The sequence below is a fragment of the Acinetobacter sp. YH12097 genome, assembly GCF_013419225.1.
GTDB classification, from domain to species: domain Bacteria; phylum Pseudomonadota; class Gammaproteobacteria; order Pseudomonadales; family Moraxellaceae; genus Acinetobacter; species Acinetobacter amyesii.
This window is the reverse complement of the sequence record NZ_VPAN01000012.1, coordinates 46,640-67,604: the sequence shown is the minus strand read 5'-3', so window position 1 is coordinate 67,604 and position 20,965 is coordinate 46,640. Positions and strand designations below refer to the sequence as shown.

General features: G+C 39.1%; 20 protein-coding genes. 6 read left to right on the top strand and 14 right to left on the bottom strand.

Features of this window, described 5'->3' with window-relative positions:
* Positions 1–35 precede the first annotated feature (35 nt).
* A complete protein-coding gene (locus FTU37_RS07480; protein ID WP_180007549.1) occupies positions 36–599 on the top strand; it encodes a TetR/AcrR family transcriptional regulator in 564 nt (187 codons plus the stop codon).
* Here FTU37_RS07480 and FTU37_RS07475 read toward each other — a convergent pair.
* Positions 581–1,069: a hypothetical protein gene (locus tag FTU37_RS07475; protein ID WP_168379275.1), complete on the bottom strand. Its 489-nt coding sequence runs from the start codon at positions 1,067–1,069 to the stop codon at positions 581–583. The two genes, FTU37_RS07480 and FTU37_RS07475, sit on opposite strands and share 19 nt — an antisense overlap.
* 435 nt (positions 1,070–1,504) lie before the next feature.
* Between FTU37_RS07475 and FTU37_RS07470 the strand changes: the two genes are divergently transcribed.
* The gene (locus FTU37_RS07470) at positions 1,505–1,951 is read left to right on the top strand and encodes a GNAT family N-acetyltransferase (protein WP_180021235.1); all 447 of its coding nucleotides are present in this window, start codon (positions 1,505–1,507) and stop codon (positions 1,949–1,951) included.
* A gap of 143 nt (positions 1,952–2,094) precedes the next feature.
* On the opposite strand, the gene FTU37_RS07465 is transcribed toward FTU37_RS07470, so the two are convergent.
* The 4 genes from FTU37_RS07465 to FTU37_RS07450 all read right to left on the bottom strand — a co-directional run bounded on the left by FTU37_RS07465 (position 2,095) and on the right by FTU37_RS07450 (position 6,532).
* Positions 2,095–3,891 carry a diguanylate cyclase domain-containing protein gene (locus FTU37_RS07465; RefSeq protein ID WP_180124102.1) on the bottom strand — a complete coding sequence of 599 codons (1,797 nt, stop codon included), beginning with the start codon at positions 3,889–3,891 and terminating at the stop codon, positions 2,095–2,097.
* Positions 3,892–4,078: 187 nt separating this feature from the next.
* A complete protein-coding gene (locus FTU37_RS07460) occupies positions 4,079–4,417 on the bottom strand; it encodes an FKBP-type peptidyl-prolyl cis-trans isomerase (protein ID WP_078191421.1) in 339 nt (112 codons plus the stop codon).
* A gap of 505 nt (positions 4,418–4,922) precedes the next feature.
* A complete protein-coding gene (locus FTU37_RS07455; RefSeq protein WP_168379277.1) occupies positions 4,923–5,453 on the bottom strand; it encodes a YaeQ family protein in 531 nt (176 codons plus the stop codon).
* 65 nt (positions 5,454–5,518) lie between these two features.
* On the bottom strand, positions 5,519–6,532 hold the full coding sequence (locus FTU37_RS07450) for a GTP-binding protein (protein WP_168379278.1): 1,014 nt from the start codon (positions 6,530–6,532) through the stop codon (positions 5,519–5,521).
* A gap of 568 nt (positions 6,533–7,100) precedes the next feature.
* Between FTU37_RS07450 and FTU37_RS07445 the strand changes: the two genes are divergently transcribed.
* The 3 genes from FTU37_RS07445 (at position 7,101) to FTU37_RS07435 (ending at position 10,073) form a co-directional block, all read left to right on the top strand.
* Complete coding sequence (locus FTU37_RS07445) at positions 7,101–7,322, top strand: hypothetical protein (RefSeq protein WP_078191424.1); 222 nt, start codon at positions 7,101–7,103, stop codon at positions 7,320–7,322.
* Between the two features lie 343 nt (positions 7,323–7,665).
* Positions 7,666–9,270, top strand: coding sequence for a bifunctional 3-(3-hydroxy-phenyl)propionate/3-hydroxycinnamic acid hydroxylase (locus FTU37_RS07440; RefSeq protein ID WP_180089124.1), 1,605 nt, complete (start codon positions 7,666–7,668; stop codon positions 9,268–9,270).
* Between the two features lie 122 nt (positions 9,271–9,392).
* Positions 9,393–10,073, top strand: a complete 681-nt coding sequence (locus FTU37_RS07435) for a hypothetical protein (protein WP_180124092.1) — start codon at positions 9,393–9,395, stop codon at positions 10,071–10,073.
* Positions 10,074–10,248: 175 nt separating this feature from the next.
* Here the strand turns inward: FTU37_RS07435 and FTU37_RS07430 are convergent, their stop codons facing one another.
* Positions 10,249–10,857: a glutathione S-transferase family protein gene (locus tag FTU37_RS07430; RefSeq protein ID WP_180074127.1), complete on the bottom strand. Its 609-nt coding sequence runs from the start codon at positions 10,855–10,857 to the stop codon at positions 10,249–10,251.
* Positions 10,858–11,072: 215 nt separating this feature from the next.
* On the opposite strand from FTU37_RS07430, the gene FTU37_RS07425 reads away from it, so the two are divergent.
* Positions 11,073–11,981: a DUF4349 domain-containing protein gene (locus tag FTU37_RS07425; protein ID WP_180074116.1), complete on the top strand. Its 909-nt coding sequence runs from the start codon at positions 11,073–11,075 to the stop codon at positions 11,979–11,981.
* A 119-nt stretch (positions 11,982–12,100) separates the two neighbouring features.
* On the opposite strand, the gene FTU37_RS07420 is transcribed toward FTU37_RS07425, so the two are convergent.
* The 8 genes from FTU37_RS07420 to gltS all read right to left on the bottom strand — a co-directional run bounded on the left by FTU37_RS07420 (position 12,101) and on the right by gltS (position 20,365).
* Entirely contained in the window at positions 12,101–12,994 is an 894-nt protein-coding gene (locus FTU37_RS07420) for a LysR substrate-binding domain-containing protein (protein WP_078191428.1), read from the bottom strand.
* On the bottom strand, positions 12,994–14,199 hold the full coding sequence (locus FTU37_RS07415) for an MFS transporter (RefSeq protein WP_180124091.1): 1,206 nt from the start codon (positions 14,197–14,199) through the stop codon (positions 12,994–12,996). The genes FTU37_RS07420 and FTU37_RS07415 overlap by 1 nt, the downstream gene beginning before the upstream one ends.
* Positions 14,196–14,792 carry a TetR/AcrR family transcriptional regulator gene (locus tag FTU37_RS07410; RefSeq protein WP_168379283.1) on the bottom strand — a complete coding sequence of 199 codons (597 nt, stop codon included), beginning with the start codon at positions 14,790–14,792 and terminating at the stop codon, positions 14,196–14,198. The genes FTU37_RS07415 and FTU37_RS07410 overlap by 4 nt, the downstream gene beginning before the upstream one ends.
* A gap of 195 nt (positions 14,793–14,987) precedes the next feature.
* A complete protein-coding gene (locus tag FTU37_RS07405; RefSeq protein ID WP_078191431.1) occupies positions 14,988–15,509 on the bottom strand; it encodes an acyl-CoA thioesterase in 522 nt (173 codons plus the stop codon).
* Positions 15,510–15,790: 281 nt separating this feature from the next.
* On the bottom strand, positions 15,791–15,967 hold the full coding sequence (locus tag FTU37_RS07400) for a hypothetical protein (RefSeq protein ID WP_168379284.1): 177 nt from the start codon (positions 15,965–15,967) through the stop codon (positions 15,791–15,793).
* Positions 15,968–16,353: 386 nt separating this feature from the next.
* A complete protein-coding gene (locus FTU37_RS07395) occupies positions 16,354–17,346 on the bottom strand; it encodes a patatin-like phospholipase family protein (RefSeq protein WP_168379285.1) in 993 nt (330 codons plus the stop codon).
* Positions 17,347–17,588: 242 nt separating this feature from the next.
* Positions 17,589–19,064 carry a sodium:alanine symporter family protein gene (locus FTU37_RS07390; protein WP_180124090.1) on the bottom strand — a complete coding sequence of 492 codons (1,476 nt, stop codon included), beginning with the start codon at positions 19,062–19,064 and terminating at the stop codon, positions 17,589–17,591.
* Between the two features lie 59 nt (positions 19,065–19,123).
* Positions 19,124–20,365, bottom strand: coding sequence for a sodium/glutamate symporter (gltS, locus tag FTU37_RS07385; protein ID WP_180124089.1), 1,242 nt, complete (start codon positions 20,363–20,365; stop codon positions 19,124–19,126).
* Positions 20,366–20,965: the final 600 nt, after the last annotated feature.

The following is a 20,965-nucleotide window of genomic DNA, read 5'->3' as shown; positions in this document are numbered from 1 at the left end:
ACATTGCACATTGAATTATTCGGATAGAGAGATACATGCGTCCACGGAAAAACACCTCTGAACATCTGTTGTTACAGTCAGCACACGCCTTTAAACGCTATGGCTATATGGGCTGCAGCATGGGGAAATTGGCTGAAGCCTGTGGACTCTCAAAAGCTGCGTTTTATTATGACTATCCGAATAAAGACGCTTTGCTGATGGAAATTTTAAACCTGACACACGTGAAGTTAAAGCACAGTATTTTTCAGCAATTACAGCAATCCACTGCATCACCTCAACAGACTTACCCGCACATCCATCAACTGGCCATCCAGTTTTTTAGCCAAGGTGGATTAGGTTGTTTAGTCGGGATATTAAGTATGGAACGTCAACATTTGCCTACCGAGATTTTTGCGAAATTACAGTCCATCTTTCACGAGTGGCAACTCGCCTTTGAAGTGTTTTTTCAGCGATGCATGAGCATCGAACATGCCGCGCAACTTGCCAAAATCAGCTTGGCGGATTATGAAGGCGCAATTTTAATGGCCCGAATAACCGATGATTTGAGTTATCTCGATTTAGTCCAAGATCGCATTTTGCTTCAACTTGCGGAGTCTTGATAGCGATATTCAATTTTATGTTCTTCGCCAAAACGGTCGACATGTGTATAAAACTCACCGTATCGGCCTAAATAATACTCGAGCGATTGATTGTAAAAATTCCAATAAATCGACCATTCATTCAAATCTAATTGGCGAATTTGAGTTTTACAATTCACTGGCATGCGACGTAAAAAGACTTCTTGTAACTGCTCGGCTGCCTGTAGCGAATCTAATTTGTATTGTTGTTGAAAGAAAATTTCCGCAATATCATCAAAAAGTTGCTGTTCATATTCATCAACTTCAATGACCTGATCGACTTGGCGTATAGCATCATCATTCGATGCTAAAGAGATACTGTTCGATTTTTCTGGTGCTTGGTAGCGCGTATATTTTTGACGATATTTTTCTGTTTTTAGGATTTTTTTGACCACAATGCCCGCTGCAGACAACGCGATCAGAATACATATCACAATGAGAAAATTAACCATAATAACAACCTACTGCCGATGACGCGCATGCACATCTTGAATCATCGAATATTTTTATGGACTAATATAACGCACAATAACGTTTAAAATTCATACAAAATTATTTTAAAGCTGAAATTTGGCCTATTTTCTTTGCTAATTTATTTCAAACTATTACACCTGCTGAAATCATTGAGTATGTATACATTTCTAAAAGATCTATTATTACTTTAAAAACAGTATAGTTAGATGCATTTATGTGGTTATTTATCCATATTTAATGATTAATTTATAAATATACATTTGTAAATTTTGCAACAATTTTGAAATAAAAACCCAACCCAACAGCGCAATGGCAGCAAAAAAACATAAAACGCAACAATAAGCCTCTTTAAGCACAGGGCGATATCTTCTGAAATGGCAGGCTGTTGGAGTTTTTTATAAAAAGAAAAAATTATGATACGCGAAGCACAAATCCAGGACATACCCGAAATTATTCACGTGATTCACAACAGCATTCGTTCATGTATCCAGGACCATCAACGTAATGAAAGTGTGATTCAAACTTGGCTTGAGGAGGCAAACCAATCAAATATTTTAATGTGGATGCTTTACAACGACAGTTGGGTCTACGTCAGTGACAATCGAGTGGTCGGCTTTATTTTAGTCAGTGATCAGGGACAAATTTTACTGAACTATATTTGCCCTGAACGTCAGTACCAAGGCATTGGTAAGGCGTTATTATTAAACATGATGCACTGCGTCCGGAAAAAGAATATTACCGAGATCAGTCTAGAAAGTACCCATACGGCACTCGCCTTTTACCAAAAATATGGCTTTGTCGCACATCAGGATTTTGAGCCTACCGATGTTCCGCTCAAATTGGTTAAACAGCTCTGTTAGTAGAGAGGCAAACCTCATAAAAAGATAGATTTTCAAATAGGATGAATATGATAGGTGAATTTAAAAAGAGATCAATCTAAATAAGTATTGGCAAAGGATACTAGCGATAGCACCGCAAAGTTTTCACCGTTTACAACGGAGTATCAAGGCTTAAGTTGATCGCGTCCTGCCTGTTTGGCCATATATAAATAATGGTCTGCATGCTTCATTAAGGCTTCGATACTGTCGAAGTCATTCTGCTTATCCATCCATGCCATCCCCAAACTCAGTGTGACGTAATTTTTGTCATCACCCCGATTAACATGTTCAAGCTGTTCATTACGCATGGCTTCGAGTACCAATTGTAATTGCTCTTGGGCAATCGCATACGGAACATCATGCATCAATATGGCAAACTCCTCTCCCCCGTAGCGAGCCACATAGGCTGAACTTGGCAGAGTGTTTTGCATGGTTTTCACGATCTGCTGTAACACCTCATCGCCTTTGAGATGTCCATAGTGGTCATTATAATTTTTAAAATAATCGACATCTAACATGGCAAAGACCAATGTTCGATGGCTATGAAAACGGACTTCCGAATATAAGCGTTGAATTTCAGCATTCAGTGCACGGCGGTTGAATGCCCCCGTTAAGGCATCAATACGAATTTGTAGCTCTAGCTTTTTATTCAGCTCATGGAGCTGTAAGGTGCGCTCTTTGACTTTCTGATCGAGTGAACTGTTTAGCTCAAGCAAACTATTATTCAACTGCTCGGTATGCATAGACTGCTGTGCATAATGGTGCGATTGCTGAAACATGATCAACAAGGCATACAAACTGGTTGAAATGAACGATAAATTGACTGAATCAATCAAATTCATCATCAGCAAAAAGTCGTTTAAAAAGGTAATGCACAGGAAAATAACCGCGATTAAATTTAATTTTGAATACGGTTCTTTCTTTTTCAGTGTTACGTAAAAACCATAAGCAAAATTACTTAGAACAACGATCACATAGGCAAAACTGTAAGTTGCCAAAGGTTGAAAAATTTCAGGCGTCGAAACAAAAGTCACTGAAATATTCAACGACAACAGCAAAATCGCGATCTGATAATTTAAGGTAAATAAATAGCGACGACTGAGCAAGTGGATATAACTTAAAAAGAAAATCGATGCCAAATAGGTAAATAAGTATTCTAATCGCGTGCCCCACAACCAATTGATATCGGTAAAAGTGGTATAGGCATAAGGTGCTGAAAATAAATTATGGAGTGCTAAAAAGACAATAAATAAGCCAAACACCAAGTTACTTCGGCTATTGCGACCGCGTAAACCTCGGAAAACAGAAAATAGGATCGTAAATAGTCCCACACCCAAGACGGCGCCCGACACCATCCCAATACTCATCATTTGTTGTTGGAATTGGCGGTTTACTGTCTTGGCGATACCAATACGCATTGGGTTTTCAAACCCGCCATGCATACTGTTAAAACTTGAAGCCTGAATGGTTAAAGTGAAATATTCATCTTGTGCCACAAAATAGGCAATTCGCGGTGCATTCTCCGTTTTTTGTTCTGCTTCAGTACGCCCAACTTCTCCCAAACGAACGATCACATCACCATTTAAAAATACCCGATACGCACCGTACTGATTTGGAATCAAGACCGCGATACGTCGGCCAATAAATTGTTTGGGGATTTGGAAATGTCCAGTAAATGTCCCAAAGCCTTTACTATCCCCTGTGATGTCTTTAAATGATACGGGAAGATAGACCGTTTGACCGACTAGAACTGAACTCGGAGACGTTAAAAATTGATTTGGATAAAACAACCATTTGCCTTGTAAGAGGCTACTGGTGTCTTCAGTGAAGTAGATTTGGTTAACTTCGTTTTGATGTTTTAAATAAAACGATTTAGGAGCAGTTTCATACTGTGCTTGAGCAGTCGATACAGTGAATGCCAATGTAAAAATAATAAAGGTAAGAACCCAGAACAATCTGGTGCAAGGCAACTGTAAAGACAACGGCTTTGATTCCTGCGTTTATACTCGAGCAATTATTCTAATCTACGGTAAAAGACAAAAATAACAACTACTATTTTATCAAATTGATCAATAACTTCCATGTCACTGATCTAAAACAGTCGCTGTATTAATCGCGAGTTTTTACATCATACAATTCAATCTCAAAAATAAGATTTGAATTGGCAGGAATTACATTACCCATTTTACGTTCACCATAAGCCAAATGTGATGGCACGATTAACTTACGTTTACCACCGACTTTCATCCCCATGATGCCCTGATCCCATCCTTTAATTACACGGCCTGTACCAATCACTGTTTCAAAATAATTACCACGATCCAGTGATGAATCAAATTTAGTACCGTCTTCTAACCAGCCTGTATAGTGCGTTGTAATCAAAGCGCCTTTAACCGCTTCTTTACCTTCGCCTACCACTAAGTCAATAATTTCTAATTCCGTGCTCATGCTCTCAACCTCAAATGCCGCAATCTAAATAAAGCACTATTATAAACAGAATCAGTCTGAACATGATGCCCTTGAATGCGTTAGAACTTACCGACTCAAAGTTGAGAACACAATGATTTAGATCAGTATGCAAATAAACATTTACTAGTAAAGCTCACATGTCTTGAAACATTTAGGAGTATTCCATTATCACTAAGATGCAATGGGAAGAAACGAATAAAAAATTTAAAGCGCTCTAAAAGTTTGAACGTTCATTGAATGAAGAAGTTTAAGCGCTATAAACAACGCTATTTACATAGCTAATAAAGAGGATTCTTCCATTGGCGTTACATAAATTGAGGGCTAGAAATTTTCCCGAATTAAATTTTTATTTTGGTTTTAGATTGACTGAGTTTCAAATCAACTTTTAAATTAACAGAATTGTATTAGCTGAAAAATAGTTATAGCAACAAGGATGCAAGCCTGAACTCACATCCATCGTGATGAATTAAATCACATCAAATGCTTATTGCAATTGTGTCCATTCAATCACCGCTTGAGCTTTATCACCAATCAAAGTCCATTCGCCATCCATTACGTTTAATTGTAAAGACATGGTTCGTTCGCATAACTCTTGAATGGCAGCTGTACTCGCTTCAGATAATTGCCAAATTTCAACATTCTTCAGGGTTTTCAGTTTGCTGTTGCGTTTATACCATTCGTCTACTGAAGAACCATAGGTAATCACAGCAACTTGTGGACAACGAGCACTGGCTTTTTTGACTTTATCTTCGTCAGGACAACCGACTTCAATCCATTTCACCAATTGACCTGTTAAATCTTTTTCCCACAACGCAGGTTCATCTGTTTCGAAAAGATCTTTGGTAAATTCTAATGCTTCGTCAGCATAGCGTGCATATGCCAAGACACGTACCATCAAACGTTCAATAGTTTCAGAAGGATGCAAAGCCATCGTCAATTGATAATCACCATATTGGTGTACATCCATATTGGCAATGTTCAAATCTGCTTTATAAATTGTAGCTTTTAGCGCCATGTGAAAGTCCTCAAATTTGGCGCCTAGCATATAAGATTTAGCAAGCTTTTGCTGCGCTGATTTACTTATTTCTCCGCTTTATCGGCATCGATACGGCACTGCATTAATCGATCTTCAAATTCGAGCCATTCACGTTCAGTTTGGTAAATAATTTCGACACGATTATCGATACTTTCCTCGCTCGACTGATAATTAAACTGATCAGGATTAAAGTTAAAGGTTTTCCAACCTTGGTCTGTCTGAAAAATACCTTTGATCCGTAGCCAATCTTGCTGCTCACAGAGTAAATCTAACAGCTCAAAAAAGTCGAAAATCCATCGTTTTGGGAGTTTCCAACCTGCGACACTATAGCCCTGAGCGGATTCAACATAATGATAAGGCAACTGTTTAATTTCTGTGGGTACATCGACCAACGTTTGCTTTTGCATCGCCAATAAAGGCTGAATTTTACGCGGACTTCCCACATAGGCGAGATCAATATTTGCCAGTTTTAATTCACCTTTGACGACATTGATCCATTGCTGCTGATACGGTAAATACGCTTGTTTGAGTCGTTCCAAACCAGCTTGATCGGCATCACTCATACAATCGACATGAGACACCACAACGATTTGTGCCACTTTGAGTTGATCGGCATACAGGTTTTGCGAAGTCCAATCTTGATCATGTAAGCGTGAGCCATCGACCACGGTCACCAATGCTCGCATGGCTAAATGCGGATGCCAATGTGGCTCAGTCAATTGCTCCAAAAGTTGTCCCGGATGCCCCAAACCTGTCGGCTCAATAAACAGTCGGTCGGGTTTCACCTCTGACAATAACCGTGACAACGCAATTTGCATCGGCAGTTGGCTGCTACAACATAGACATCCACCCAATAATTCCTTCACCGCAAAGCCCTGATCTTGCGGCAACATCTGTTGATCGACCCCAATTTGCCCAAACTCATTCATCAGTACGGCCCAAGTTTCGCCCGCTGGCTTTTGCTTTAATAACTGCTGTAAAACTGTGGTTTTACCCGCACCTAAAAAGCCAGAAATAATATGAACCGGAATCGCACCGTGGGTAGAAACTAATTTCAAAAGTGAGTCACTCAAATAAATAGCCAATGATTGATGGCCTTTACCATAATGATTTCAAAAAAATGCTGCAAGCCTAGTCTTCATTTCTCCGTCTTCATTTTCCTAAAGCATAGATTAGCCTAGTATCCGAGGCATTGAATGATGATCTGGCTGTTAAACAGCCTATTTATTCCATTTGCATGAATGCATGACATATCTGGTCACATTTTATTGGCAAAGTTAACTCTTATATTTAAAAAAATAGCCATATCGAAAAGAATCCTTACATTTGGATTTTAGTGAAAATTCTGGATTCAGCTTAATTACGACTTCGATGTAATCATCATGTAAACAATGAATGAATCATGAAGTCGATTTGGTCATTTTTTCTTGCAAAGTTAAATGAAGATTCCGATATTTTTTTACATTTAAAACACAGGATGGACGGTTATGTATTCATCCAGTTAACCAGTCTGTTTCACTTTGTTGCTCGCATTGATCACTCGGTTTTCTCAATTTAGCATGAGCTCTCTCCTGATGGACGTGATGATCTTTTCAGGACTTACTAAAATATATAAGGATGCTCAAAATGAAATTAACTCAAATTTTACTTGCTTCTACTCTAGCTGCTGCAGCTGCAACAAGTTTTGCTGCGAGCAAAGATAAACAAGAAGCGCCTGAACAAGAAAAAGTAGTGGTTAGCACTCAAGAACAGCCAGCGACTGAAACAACTGCTGCTGAAGGTACTGCTGCTCAACCTGCTTCAGAAGCAAATGCTGAAGGTTCTGCACCAGCTCAACCTGCTCAGTAATAGACGAATAGCGTACTCCACACGCTAAATTCATTTAGTCTGCTGCTCAACATTTATCCCTCACTAATAAAATGTTGTGCTAAATGAATTAAAGTCGCCGGATCATTGAAAAATGGTTCGGCTTTTTTATGCTCAAAGCCACTGATTGATAGATTTTAATGATCGATAAATCATTCAAAATGATTGATGATTTTCATATAAATAAATATATATCATTCACTTAAAATAAAACCCTGCAAAAAACACGACAATTCGATTCATCGTTTCGACTTATGCCTAGCTTGTTGAAAGCCTAGCTTTAGAACTTAATAGTGGCATATGTGAAGTGATTGGATGTTTACGCATGAGCAATAAAGCAAATTACACAACGGAAGTTGCCATTCTGGGCGCTGGTCCTGTCGGCTTAACCATTGCAAACTACTTAAGTAAGCAAGGCGTCAATGTCACTGTGATTGAACAACTGGACAGCCTGATTGACTACCCACGTGCGATTGGTATTGATGATGAATCATTACGTACCATCCAATCATTAGGTTTAGTGGACCAAGTGTTACCGCATACGACACCGAACCACGCGATGCGTTTCTTAACCCCTAAAGGTCGTTGTTTCGCAGACATTCAACCGCTCACTCGTGAATTTGGTTTCTCACGTCGTAATGCCTTTATTCAACCGCAAGTCGATAATGTACTGCTACAAGGTTTAAAACAGTACGAAACCACAAATGTTTTATTCTCTCGTCAATTGTCTGATTTTAGCCAAGATGCCAATGGTGTAACGCTCAATATTCAAAATAAAGACGGTGAAGCTGAAATAATTCAAGCGCAGTATTTGATTGCTTGTGATGGTGGTAACTCTGTGGTACGTCGTACCCTCAACATCGGCTTCGATGGTAAAACTGCACCGAACCAATGGATCGTGATCGACATCAATAATGACCCACTTGCAACGCCACACATTTACCTATGCTGTGACCCTGTGCGTCCTTATGTATCTGCTGCACTTCCACACGGTATTCGTCGTTTCGAATTTATGGTGATGCCTGGTGAAACTCAAGAAGAATTAAGCAAACCTGAAAACATTGCCAAATTATTGTCGAAAGTACTTCCAACGACCGATGGTATTGAAGTGATTCGTCAGCGTGTTTATACCCACAATGCCCGTATTGCAGATAAATTCCGTGTAGACCGTATTTTACTTGCAGGCGATGCTGCGCACATCATGCCAGTATGGCAAGGTCAAGGGTATAACAGTGGTATGCGTGATGCATTCAACCTTGCGTGGAAAGTTGCTATGGTTGTACAAGGCAAAGCTGGCCCAGCGCTTTTAGATACATACCAAGTTGAACGTAAAGATCATGCCAAAGCGATGATTGATCTTTCTGTAATGGCGGGTCATGTCCTTGCGCCACCAAAAAAATGGCAAGGTTTCGTGCGTGATGGTATCGCGTATGCGCTCAATTACATCAAACCGATCAAACAATATCTATTGGAAATGCGCTTCAAGCCAATGCCGAAGTACAACGATGGTGCATTGATCAATAACGGTGTTAAAGATTCACCTGTGGGTAAAATGTTCATTCAACCATATGTTCAACTTGAATCTGGTGAAAAAGTCCTACTTGATGAAGTCATCGGTAACGACTTTGCAATCATTGCTTGGGGCGTTGATCCGAAATGGGGTCTGTCAGATGCGACCATGAAAAAATGGCAAAAATTGGGCGTTAAATTTATCCAAGTATTGCCTGCTGTTCAGCTTAGCAATGAAAATCGCACCAAGTACGACAATGTGATTACGATTGGTGATATTGGTACCGATATTCGTGGTTGGTTTGGTAAAACCACTGAATCTGTTACGATTCTTCGCCCAGACCGTTTTGTTGCAGCGATTGCAATTCCACAAACTTTAGACAGCGTGAGCCAACAATTGTTTGCAAAATTGCATGCTTAATAATCGAAATAGATCTACAAGAATTAAAAATCACCATGCATAAAGCATGGTGATTTTTTTCTATAATCACTATAAACATCAGATGCTATAATCGTTCAATACATAATTATAAGCTTCGCAAAATGCAAAAAAGATTTCAGAAATTATTCATTTATAGTTTGTTAGGTTTTATTTTTATCTGTTCACTCATTTTCGTAGAGATACATCATTTTCATGCCAATAGTTGGTTACCTATTTTCGTTTTTTGCCTCTGTTTTCTTATTTCTTTGAATTGCTATTTATTACGCTTAGAAAAAGATGTGAACAAAAACGAAGAATCTAATTTTTTGTCCTTCCATTTATACATTTCATTTTTTTATTCAATCATTGCCAGCTTTTTTCTCACCACAGTGATTCTTGCTTTATTTGCATTACAAACGCAATATTTTGGTCAAGATAAAAATATCATTCTAAAAGGCCAAGTCTATTCACCCACATTTACACTAGAAAAGAAGCCCTGCCGAACTCGCCTTAAATTTCCCGAAAGTGGTTGGTCTACCTTCGCGTATCTCTGTCTAGATACCAAGAAACATAACTTTTCTGGTTATTACAAACTCCATTTGAAAACCAGTTTCGCAGGGGCTGCGATTCAGCATTATTATTGGATTGATGATCAATTAACATATCAGCAGCATCGTGCCTTAGATATGGATCCACATCAAAAAAGGCTACTCGAAATATATGCCAAACTTGAAAGAGATTTAGGCCCACCTCTATCTGATGATGAAGCCCATGATTTTTTAAATAGAACCAACAACGATTGAGTCTATTTAATTTAGCGCAATATATGCCATACATTATCTAGGCAATAATTAAAATCGCTTTATCATCTTAGTGATTGATATTTAAAACTCTTTCTTTTTAGTTCTCAAAGAAAGAGTTATATGAATAGACATATAGCAATACCAAGTTCAGCCAACAATCAAATAAGCATCCAAGTTAAACCGACTGAAACCAATGCACATTTTTTACCGATTCACGTTGCTGAATCTGCTGAATAAAAGGTTTAAATTCATCTAAATATGGCAATATTTTGAATGAAATTGCATACACCATCCAATAAGCTAAATACAAATCTGCTGCGCTAATTTTATCCCCCAACAGATATGGCTGTGCCTGCGCAAGCCCTGTTTTAATAAAATCTAAAAGTATTTTTTCATTACCAAAACTCAAACTGCCACGTTTTTCATCCATCAACTCAGTACTAATGCCGACATTTTTCATGTCCATATATTCAGTCAGCGGACCATGACAAAAAAACATCCATTTCAAATATTCACCCCGTTTTGGATCATCCAATGCGGGTGCTAAACCTTTGTCACTGAATTTATCGGCTAAATAGCTAAAGATGGCTGCAGTTTCACTGATCACAGCAGTACCATCGACCAAGCAGGGAACTTTGCCCATGGGATTAATCTTGAGATATGCCGCTTGATGCATCTCTTCATATGGCACTTCAATAATATCAACTTCTGACTCGATGTCTAATTCTTTTAATAAAGGCAGAATGGTATTACTGCGTGAGCGTGGATTGCTGTAGAGTTTCATTGCTGGGTTCATTGTAGATATCCTTATTTTCATCCTTGTTGTTCTGTCTATTACTATACGCGGCTTTATGTAGAATTATGTTGCGTTCATCCGTGCTTTAAACACTTTCCGATACAATACGCCCGACTAATAATTACGCTAAATTTGAATTTATATTTAAAGCAAAAAGTATTTACTCCGACTTTCTGATAATCAAACAATTGAGCTCTACATCGATGAAAAATAAATATTTAATTGCCATGTTTACGGTGATTTTAATTTCAGGCTGTTCCAAGAAAACCGAAGAAATGGCAACTGAAGCCAGCGCAGATGCACAACCTGCTCAAGTCAGTACACAGCAAGATCAAGCAGCGGAAAGCACTTCCAATGAGCCGTCTACCACGCCTGCAACAACACAAAAACCTGAAACTATTTTAAATGAGCAGGTCAACCCAGCCGAAGCCTCTCGTAAAATGGTTCGAGAAGCCAATGTCAGTTTTGAGTCGAAAGATGTGGTTAAAACGGCCTTAGAAATTGAAAAACTCACGCTAAGTTTAGGTGGCTTTATTGAACAGAAAAATATCGACTTTGTGGTGCAAGAGAGTCAATCCTACCCGATTGCTGACGGCAAAATTAAAATCTTTGAAAAAATAAATCCGCAAGCGGAAATGATCATTCGTGTGCCAAGTGAAAAAGCTGCACATTTCGTTAATCAACTGTTGCCCCTTATGCATTTTTTGAACCGTCAGCAATATTCGGCAAAACGCTATGAGCTAAAACTACTCGAAGAAAAAATGTCGCAAACAACGGTCGTGCCAGACCATGTAGCAGCAGCGCAAGTCAATGAAATCTCACGCCTGACTCGCTTAGAAGTTCAAGATCGTGTCCGCTATAGCACGATTGTGATTGGCTTTACTCAACCTGCCACTGTCCGTGAACATATCGATATTAACCTTGATGCTGTTGCGCAGTTAAATGGCGATAGTTTCTGGCAAAGAGCGTGGTATGGTATTCAAAAAGGTTGGCAATTTGTGTTGAGCCTACTGGTTATTCTCATTACGATTTGGCCACTCTATCTGATTATTTTTATCGGTTTGATTGCCTACCGCGTGATGAAACCCTATTTACAAAAATGGTTTAAATAAATCAGAGCGATAAAGGCAACTTATCATTGAGTCTTTGATTAAAAATACGATAAATAAAAAATCCCGAAGCGCTTAATTCAGGATTTTTTTATTTAAATCTTAGGGCAATATTTAAAGGCTTAGAAAAAGCCCATATAGAACTGCTCTTTTAAGACTTTTAAAATCAATTCGATTGCATCATTTTTACGATCTTTTCGATAGCTCGCATACAAACCAATGGTCGGCAAAGGTTCAACCGTACTTTTAACCAATATTTTATCACCGAGCAATGGAATGACATAAGACGGTACCAAACTCCACCCCACGCCCATACCGACCAAATTGACATTTAACAAAATATTGGTCGAATGCTGTACCAAGTTCACATTCAGTTTATTTTGCTTAAAGAAATCTTGAATAATTCGGTATAGCTCAGGTGATGAATGTTCATCACTAATAATAAAATCCTGATTATTCATGTTTTTAATGCTAATGTGCCGCTGTTCTGCCACAGGCGAATTTTTCGGTACAATCAGCGCCAAAGGCTCAGTAAAAATCTGAACAGATTCTATATCAGGGCTTTCTTCGACATAACGGGTAAAGGCAATATCAATTTCCCCTTTACGCACTGCACTGATCTGATCGACATCCATTAAACTATGAAAATGAATTTTTAACTCAGGAAACTGAGCACGGATATTCGGCATGATATAAGGAAAGACCTTCATTTCAGCCACAGGAACAAAGCCGATATTCAGTTGTTCTTTACTGAGCTGCGCAATTTGACGCGCATCTATCATGGCTTTTTCAGCATGTTCTAAACTCAAACGCGCTTCTTTTAAAAAGGCCTGACCTTCTGCAGTCAACTCAACTTTTCGGTTGGTTCGCATCAATAATTGCACCCCAACTTCCTGTTCTAAGTCTTTAATTTGCTGACTTAAAGAAGGTTGCACAGTACACATTCGCTGCGCAGCCTTGGTAAAATTTAGCTCTTCGGCAACCGCAACAAAATATCGTAGATGTCGTAATTCCATTATTCAGCTCCTAAAGCACTGCGTTTAAATTGGTTTGCCACGAATAAACGATACATCCACAAAGTGAACAGCACCATCACCGCACAAAATAAATAGGTTGCCTGAAATCCAAAGTATGCAATCAGCACACCCATAATGACCGAACCGACAGCAAGGCCAATATCAAACAAGGCAAAAAAGGTGGATATCGCATGTCCCATTCGGGCTTTTTCTACCGTTTGAATCGCGACCGTTTGCAGGCATGGGAAAACTGAACCGTAGCCGATGCCCATAAAAACTGCCGATATCCAAAGCACCCATTGATTCGTGAGAAAACTCACAACCACCAAACCAATGGCAAAGCAAATAAATGATGGATAGATGACTGCACTCGGGCCTTTACGATCATAGACTTTGCCAACCCAAGGACGGACGAGCAACATCGACACAGCAAAGACAATAAAAAAGATACTGGTATAAGCGAGTAAATGCTTCAACTCTGCATAAGCGGTGATAAAACTCATCACACTCGAATATGCAAATGCGGTCAGCAATGCCACAAAACTGATGGCAAGTACCCGTGTTTCTATCACATCACGCCATTGGATGGCTGCGGATTGGCTCGCTTGATCACTTGATTTATGCTGTACGTGTTCTTGTATTTGAACCAACCACGTAAAAATATAGCCCACTGCAACCAATAAGGCTAATACTGCAAATAAGGTACTAAAACTGCTGGATTGAATCATACTCAGCGCTAAAAATGGCCCGATCACCACTCCTAAGTTGGTCGACATGACAAAGTAGCCCATGCCTTCGCCCTTTCGATGATCTGGGATGTAATCATTTACGATGGGAACATTGACCGTGGTTAATATACTGAACCAAAAACCATGTAAAAAACGAATGACCAACAACGACCACATGCTGTCAATCCACAAATAACTCAGCGCAAAAACGACAAAAATAAAGCCTGAAATACGTACAGAATTGGCTTTACCAAAACGCTCAATGATCATGCCGGAAAAGGGACGAATCGCAATGGATGACACCAAAAACAGCGTTAAAGCCATACCCGCTTGCTGAATCGAACCACCCAATTCTTTCATAATATAAATGGGTAATATGGTCAGCAGCGCAAAGTAATAGCTAAATAAAAACAAGTTATTACTCAGACAAAAAACAAAAGACTTGTTCCATAACGATGCCTGATGTTGAGTAGTCATGAGGTCATTGCCTCGCTGCTACGCGTGGCTTGGTGCTCCGTAAAAATCGGGTTTAGCGCCAACTGCACCAGTCGCTTGATATAGTCTTCATCTGGCTGAGTGTTAAAGAAAATGATCTGATAATGAATCGGGCCATACAACATATCCAACATGAGTTCGAAAGGATAATCCGCGCGAATTTCGCCTCGTTGAATGGCCAATTGGATCAGCTCACGTGTCGCTTCTCGTCGAGGTAACAAATACTGTTTAAAAAACTCACCCGCTGCTTCACGATGCTCCGCCAAAACCACGAGCAACGCTCGACCCACGTGCTGATTTAAAGCCCGTGATAGTTTGAGCAATTGTTGATTTAGATTGAACTCTAAACTTTGTGATAAATCGAGTTCAAACACCGACGCGGTGTGTGCTTTAAAAGCATCGAAAACCAGATCGGACTTATGCTTCCACCAACGGTAAATCGTCGATTTTCCCACGCCTGCGCGAGCCGCAATATCTTCAATGGTCATGCTTCGATAATCACTTTCCGCCAAAGCATCTGTGACTGCCTGTAAGATACATTGCTTACGCCGAGAAGTTTTTTCAGTTTCACTCATAATTTAAAAACGAAACGCTACGTATCGTTTCATAATAAACAGTATTGGACTGAATGACTATCTTTAACTGAGCTTTGAAGAATAAACTTTAGTCGCACACTCGGAATTAAAATCCGTACTGCACTTTCCAAACGAATTTCAGAATAAAAAAAGATCGCTTAAGCGATCTTTTCAAATATTCAGCCACCAAAGCGATTAGCTTTGTGTCGATTTTTTATAAATACTGCAAGAAGGATGATGATTTTCCTGTAAACGTGCCACTTTACGATGTTCCGCAGCTTCGAAACGACAACGTTTCCAGTCATTATCTAAATTCAATGCCGGAATTTGTTTCGGTTTACCTTGATCATCAACAGCGACCATTGTGAAATAGCAACTATTGGTATGACGTACTGTACGTTTTTGAATATTCTGAGCTTCAACACGAATACCAATTTCCATTGAAGTACGACCTACATGGTTCACACTTGCAAGGAAAGTCACTAACTCACCCACGTGAATCGGTTCTTTAAAATTTACTTTATCGACTGATAGTGTCACCACGTAGCTACCAGAATAGCGACTTGCACAAGCATACGCGACTTGGTCTAACAATTTTAGAATCGTTCCACCATGCACATTACCCGAAAAATTCGCCATGTCAGGAGTCATTAAAACTGACATCGATAATTCTGACTGGTCGTCTAGTGCATTCGCAATTTGATCTAATGGGGACATCTTGTTTCTCTAGACTCGTGATATAACAATGATTAATGTGATTATTATATAGATTTTAATCAAAATTAAATGTTCAAATCGGCAAAAAAACCATCATTATTATTTATAGTGATCATACCATCATTCAGTAAAATATATATCGATAACGATATACACCCGATAAACAAGTATTTATTGCGCTATCTATCAGTTTTTTAAGCAAAGCTACGCTGTGTTTTATATTTAAAACACATCCATTAAAACGCGTTGCTCCATCGATTCAACACAGCACTGCATTAAACTTAATCTTCTAAGACTTTTAACATCTCGAAAGAGACGTTATCATAGCTGGTTTTTTGTTCACCATCATTAGTGCTTTCTAGCGTATAAGAATTATCGACATGTACATGAGTGACAATAAATACGCTATCTTCCATCATCGCAAGCTTTACTTTTTGCCCCACATCAAGCGTTTTCATCTACTGCTACCTTCAAAACAATTATTGGTTTTAAGTATTAATAACCTGATGATATTCTAAACACTTCAACGCTATTGGTAAACGTAAGCACATGAATAAAAATGCTAATATAGGTATATACTCTTAAAATCTACGTAAAACCAATTAATAGGATTTTCTTAATTAATTTCAAATAATTAACTGTATATTTTCGTATTATCACGATTTTTATATCTGGCAAATCTTTTGATTAAGACCTAAAACCAATCATCATCCAATATATTAATGATTACTAGATACTATTGAGCATGGGAAAAGCTGAGAGCAAAAATTAAAATGCTTTGCTGAAATAAAAATGCACCCTGAGAGGTGAACAGGATGCATGTCAATTTACGGATCGTACCAACCTAGTCTTTGGCTGCTAAATAAGGAATATGATGCCCCTTGCTGTATTGATGTTCAGCATAAACCCGAGAAATCTCTCCAAGTTTTTCTAAAGTTGCCTCTTCACCTGCTAGCATCGTCGCTTCACGGTCTTTCACATCAAATATATGTGCTTTTTCACGTAAATCAGGTTGAATCACAATGTCTGCACGCTTGAGTTCTTCTTGAGCTAAACGATTTTGCATAATATTGATATTTTGGTTAAACAAGCCCCAAACATTCGACGTTTCGGTATGAATCGGTCGTGCCAAAATATCCACTGCAATAATAATATCTGCCCCTAAATCTCGTGCAACATCCACAGGAACTGGGCTGACCAAGCCGCCATCGACATATTCTGTGTCTTCAATAATCGTTGGAATAAACATACTCGGAATCGACACTGAGGCACGAACAGCCTGTCCCGTATTGCCATAGTTGAACACGACTTTTTTGCCATCCTTTAACTCAGTTGCCACCACATACATCGGGGTTTTTAACAACTCTAAAGGCACGTCATCAACTTGCTCATTGATATAATCTTCAACTTTTTTACCGTCAAAAAAGCCTTTTTTGTCCAAACGTATTTCTCGAACATCATTGGCTTTCATATTCAAAGCGATATCTCTTAACTCATTGGCACTTTTACCTGATGCATAGATTGAACCCACAATACTGCCCGCACTGGTTCCGACAATAAAATCAGGGTGTATTCCCTGCTGTTCAAGTATCTGAATGGCGCCAATGTGCGCATAACCACGTGCCCCACCACTCCCTAAAACCAAAGCAACAATCGGACGCTTTTCCTGCTTTTTCACTTTTTTAAAGTCAATGCGGTTATTCGCCACTTGAGCAGGTGCTGCGGTATAAGTCCGAATTTGTGAGGTTGTTTCAGCGCTGACCGTTTTTGAGCCCACACTTTGACAACCCACAAGGCTGATTGCGAATGCAGTCATCAAAACAGTTATGCTTTTCATTGAGAGATATTCCAAATGCAACTCGAGATTTGAAGAGAAAAAGTAGTCTAATCAGTCCACATTCACGTCACTGTTATTATTCGTTAATGCCTCTGACCGATGCACATTATATTGACATACAACCTAGAAAGTCATTGGCTGTCAAAATTTCAGTGTCTAGCAGAATTTCCACATCAAGATCCAAAACATTGTCTAGCAAAAAAAGCCCCGATAACGGAGCTTTTTAAAGTTAATTTTTGACTTTACCAAATATCGGAATTAACGCGATCCTTATATTTTGGATGTTCATCCATTTTAAATACTGGCTCTTTTACACCCCGTTTTAACTGTGAGGTGTAGTCTTTCATCAGCATCAATAAGAATGGCGTCAGCAATAAAATCGCAAAGAGGTTAATACTCGCCATTACGCCCATGAAGAGATCCGCTAAGTTCCAAATCAGTGGCACACTCATGATTGAGCCAAAGTACACCATCATGAGGACGACTACGCGGAATATAAACATGACCTTAGGATTGTTATTGATAAACTGCACATTACCTTCAGCATAAGCATAGTTACCGATTACTGAAGAATAAGCGAATAAGAACAAGATTATGGCAAGGAAGTCATCTCCCCATGCGCCAATCTGGCTTTCAAGCGCCATTTGCGTCAAAGCAACACCCTCAAAGCCTGCATTTTCATACAAGCCAGATGCCAAAATAATGATCGCCGTACAGGTACACACCACAAATGTATCGACAAAGACACCGAGCATCTGAACTAGGCCTTGATTGACAGGGTGTTTAACATCTGATGCTGCCGCAGCATTCGGAGCAGAACCCATACCCGCTTCGTTTGAGAATAATCCACGCTTAATGCCTTGCATCATCGCCATAGAAACCATAGCACCGAAAAAACCACCTGCCGCAGCATCAAATTCAAAGGCTTTACTGAAAATTAACTGGAAAATATCTGGGAGAATCGCAAAGTTAGCAAATGCAACATAGAAAGCAACTGCGAGATAAAGCAACGCCATAAAGGGTACAAATCTTTCTGCAACTTTGGCGATTCGTTTAATCCCGCCAAAAATAATCAGCGCTGTTATAAAGACAAGGAATAACCCTACCCATGAAATTTCAAAACTAAAACTGCCCAAACTCAATACTAGATTGGCTTTATCCCAACCCCAAGCATGTGAAGTTGCACCCGTAATGGCATTGGCTTGTACTGCATTAAAGACAAAACCATAAGTTGAAATCAGCGCGATGGCAAAAACCACACCCAACCACTTTTGCTTTAAACCTTGTGTAATGTAATACGCTGGGCCACCACGGAATTGCTGATTTTGCGTATCACGCACTTTAAAGAGCTGTGCAAGTGAAGACTCCACAAATGCTGGACTCATGCCTAAAAATGCGGTAAACCACATCCAAAACACTGCACCTGGCCCACCAATTGCAATCGCAATTGCAACACCTGCGACATTACCTACGCCGACACGACTTGCCAGTCCCGTCACAAAGGCTTGGAATGGTGTAATCCCATGCTCATCATCGCCTTCTTTACGGCTAGATTTCATCACTTTAATACTATGAAAAAATAGACGAATCTGAACTGCGCCAGTGATTAAGGTATAGAAAATACCAACCGCCACTAAGAATACGACTAAGAAATCCCAAAGCGGATCATTAAAAACTTTGACCCAGCCCATGAGAGTTGCATTTAATTGTTCATCCATAATCAATACCTAAAATGCGAATACAAAAACAAAGGCTCTAAATTAGAGCCTTTGTAGAATTAAGCGAAAAATTTGAGAATTAATTGAATAACCGTCGCATTAATTAAATCAACAAAGAATGCGCCACATAGCGGCACAATTAAGAATGCCTTATGTGAAGGGCCATACATATTTGTAATCGCTTGCATATTTGCCACAGCCGTCGGCGTTGCACCCATACCAAAACCACAGTGACCTGCTGATAAAACAGCAGCATCATAGTTTTTACCCATGACACGGAAAGTCACAAAAGCAGCATACAAAGCCATCGTCAGCGTTTGTGCACCCAAAATGACTACAAGTGGGCCAGCGAGATCGGATAATTGCCATAACTTTAATGACAACAATGCCATCGCCAAATACAAAGATAGAGATGCATTACCAAATACATCGATAGCGCGGTCGAAAATTTGTACACGGAAAATACCTTCCAGTACATTTCGTAAAATTACGCCGCCAGCCAGTGCCCAAACAAATGTCGGTAATTCAAATACAGTACCTTTACTAAAACCTGTCATGAAGTCCGCAAATGCTAAACACCCTGCAAATAAACCTAATGTGGTAATTGCATTATCTGCTGTAATAAGACGAACTCGATGCGGATATTCAAACGGTACATATTCTGTTGAATTAATATCTGCTAGAGGAGTGTTATCACTTTTTTCAATTTGTTCATGAGTACGAGGCGTTGCAAGTTGATAGCGGTTAATTAATAGCTTAGCCAGTGGACCACCGATAATGCCGCCAATAATCAAACCAAATGTCGCACTTGCCATACCTAAGGCTAACGCACCTTGGATGCCATGTTGAACTTCTAAAATTTCACCCCATGCGCCTGCAGTACCATGACCACCAGTAAGGGTAATAGAACCTGCAATCAAGCCAATCAGAGGGTCAATACCCAGCACCGTCGCAAGACTAATACCCACAAGGTTCTGCACCATGATGAATGAAGCGACAGCGACGATAAAGATGACCAAGCCGATTCCACCCTCTTTTAATTTGGCAAAGTTTGCACTCAAACCAATAGAAGCGAAGAAAATCAGCATGAAACTTGTTTGTAATTCACTACTTGTGGTAATGCTATAACCCCAAAGACTATGCACCACCAAAGAAATAATCGCGGCAACTAAACCACCGGCAACAGGCTCTGGAATGTTATATCGACCTAAAAATCCAATACGATTAACAAGAAATCGTCCCAACAAAAGCACAATTACCGCTGCGATTAAGGTATAAAACGCGTTAAAACTAAATTCCATATAATTTGTCCAAAATTATTTGAATATTTTTAAAGCTCTTCTATCAGCATTAGCTGCCTTTATGGTCTGAAATACAACTACATTTTGTAATTTCAAATCAATAATGCAATTCAACGACTCAAGCTAAAGAGTTTGAAAAATATTCATCATCTGATTCAAATAAGTAAGTCTGAGCTTTAAAAATTAACTCAAAATGACTAACAAATCGCTAAAAGTTTTAAATTGAGAAACAGCCTCAAATGAAGCAAATTCAATGACAGAACATTGTGTATGTCTGTACTGTTTCGCACTATTTCTGAAAAGTCGCACATTATGCAGCCTGAAAAATAAAATTTCAGTACTTTTTATTACAAAAAGTTAATTTTTCTATAATTTAAAGTTATATCCAATTGTTTTTATTTAAATGCATTCGTATTTTTTATCTATATAAAATATTAAACATTTAAGCGTGATCTATACACTGTACGTGATTCAACGACTGCTTTAACCAGTACGACATCATGACTCAGGCGATTTAGTGAATCCATCTACTTAGTGCTGTGGGTTCATTTACATTGATATGTCCCCTTTTTAAACAAAAAAAGCCTGAACTGAGTCAGG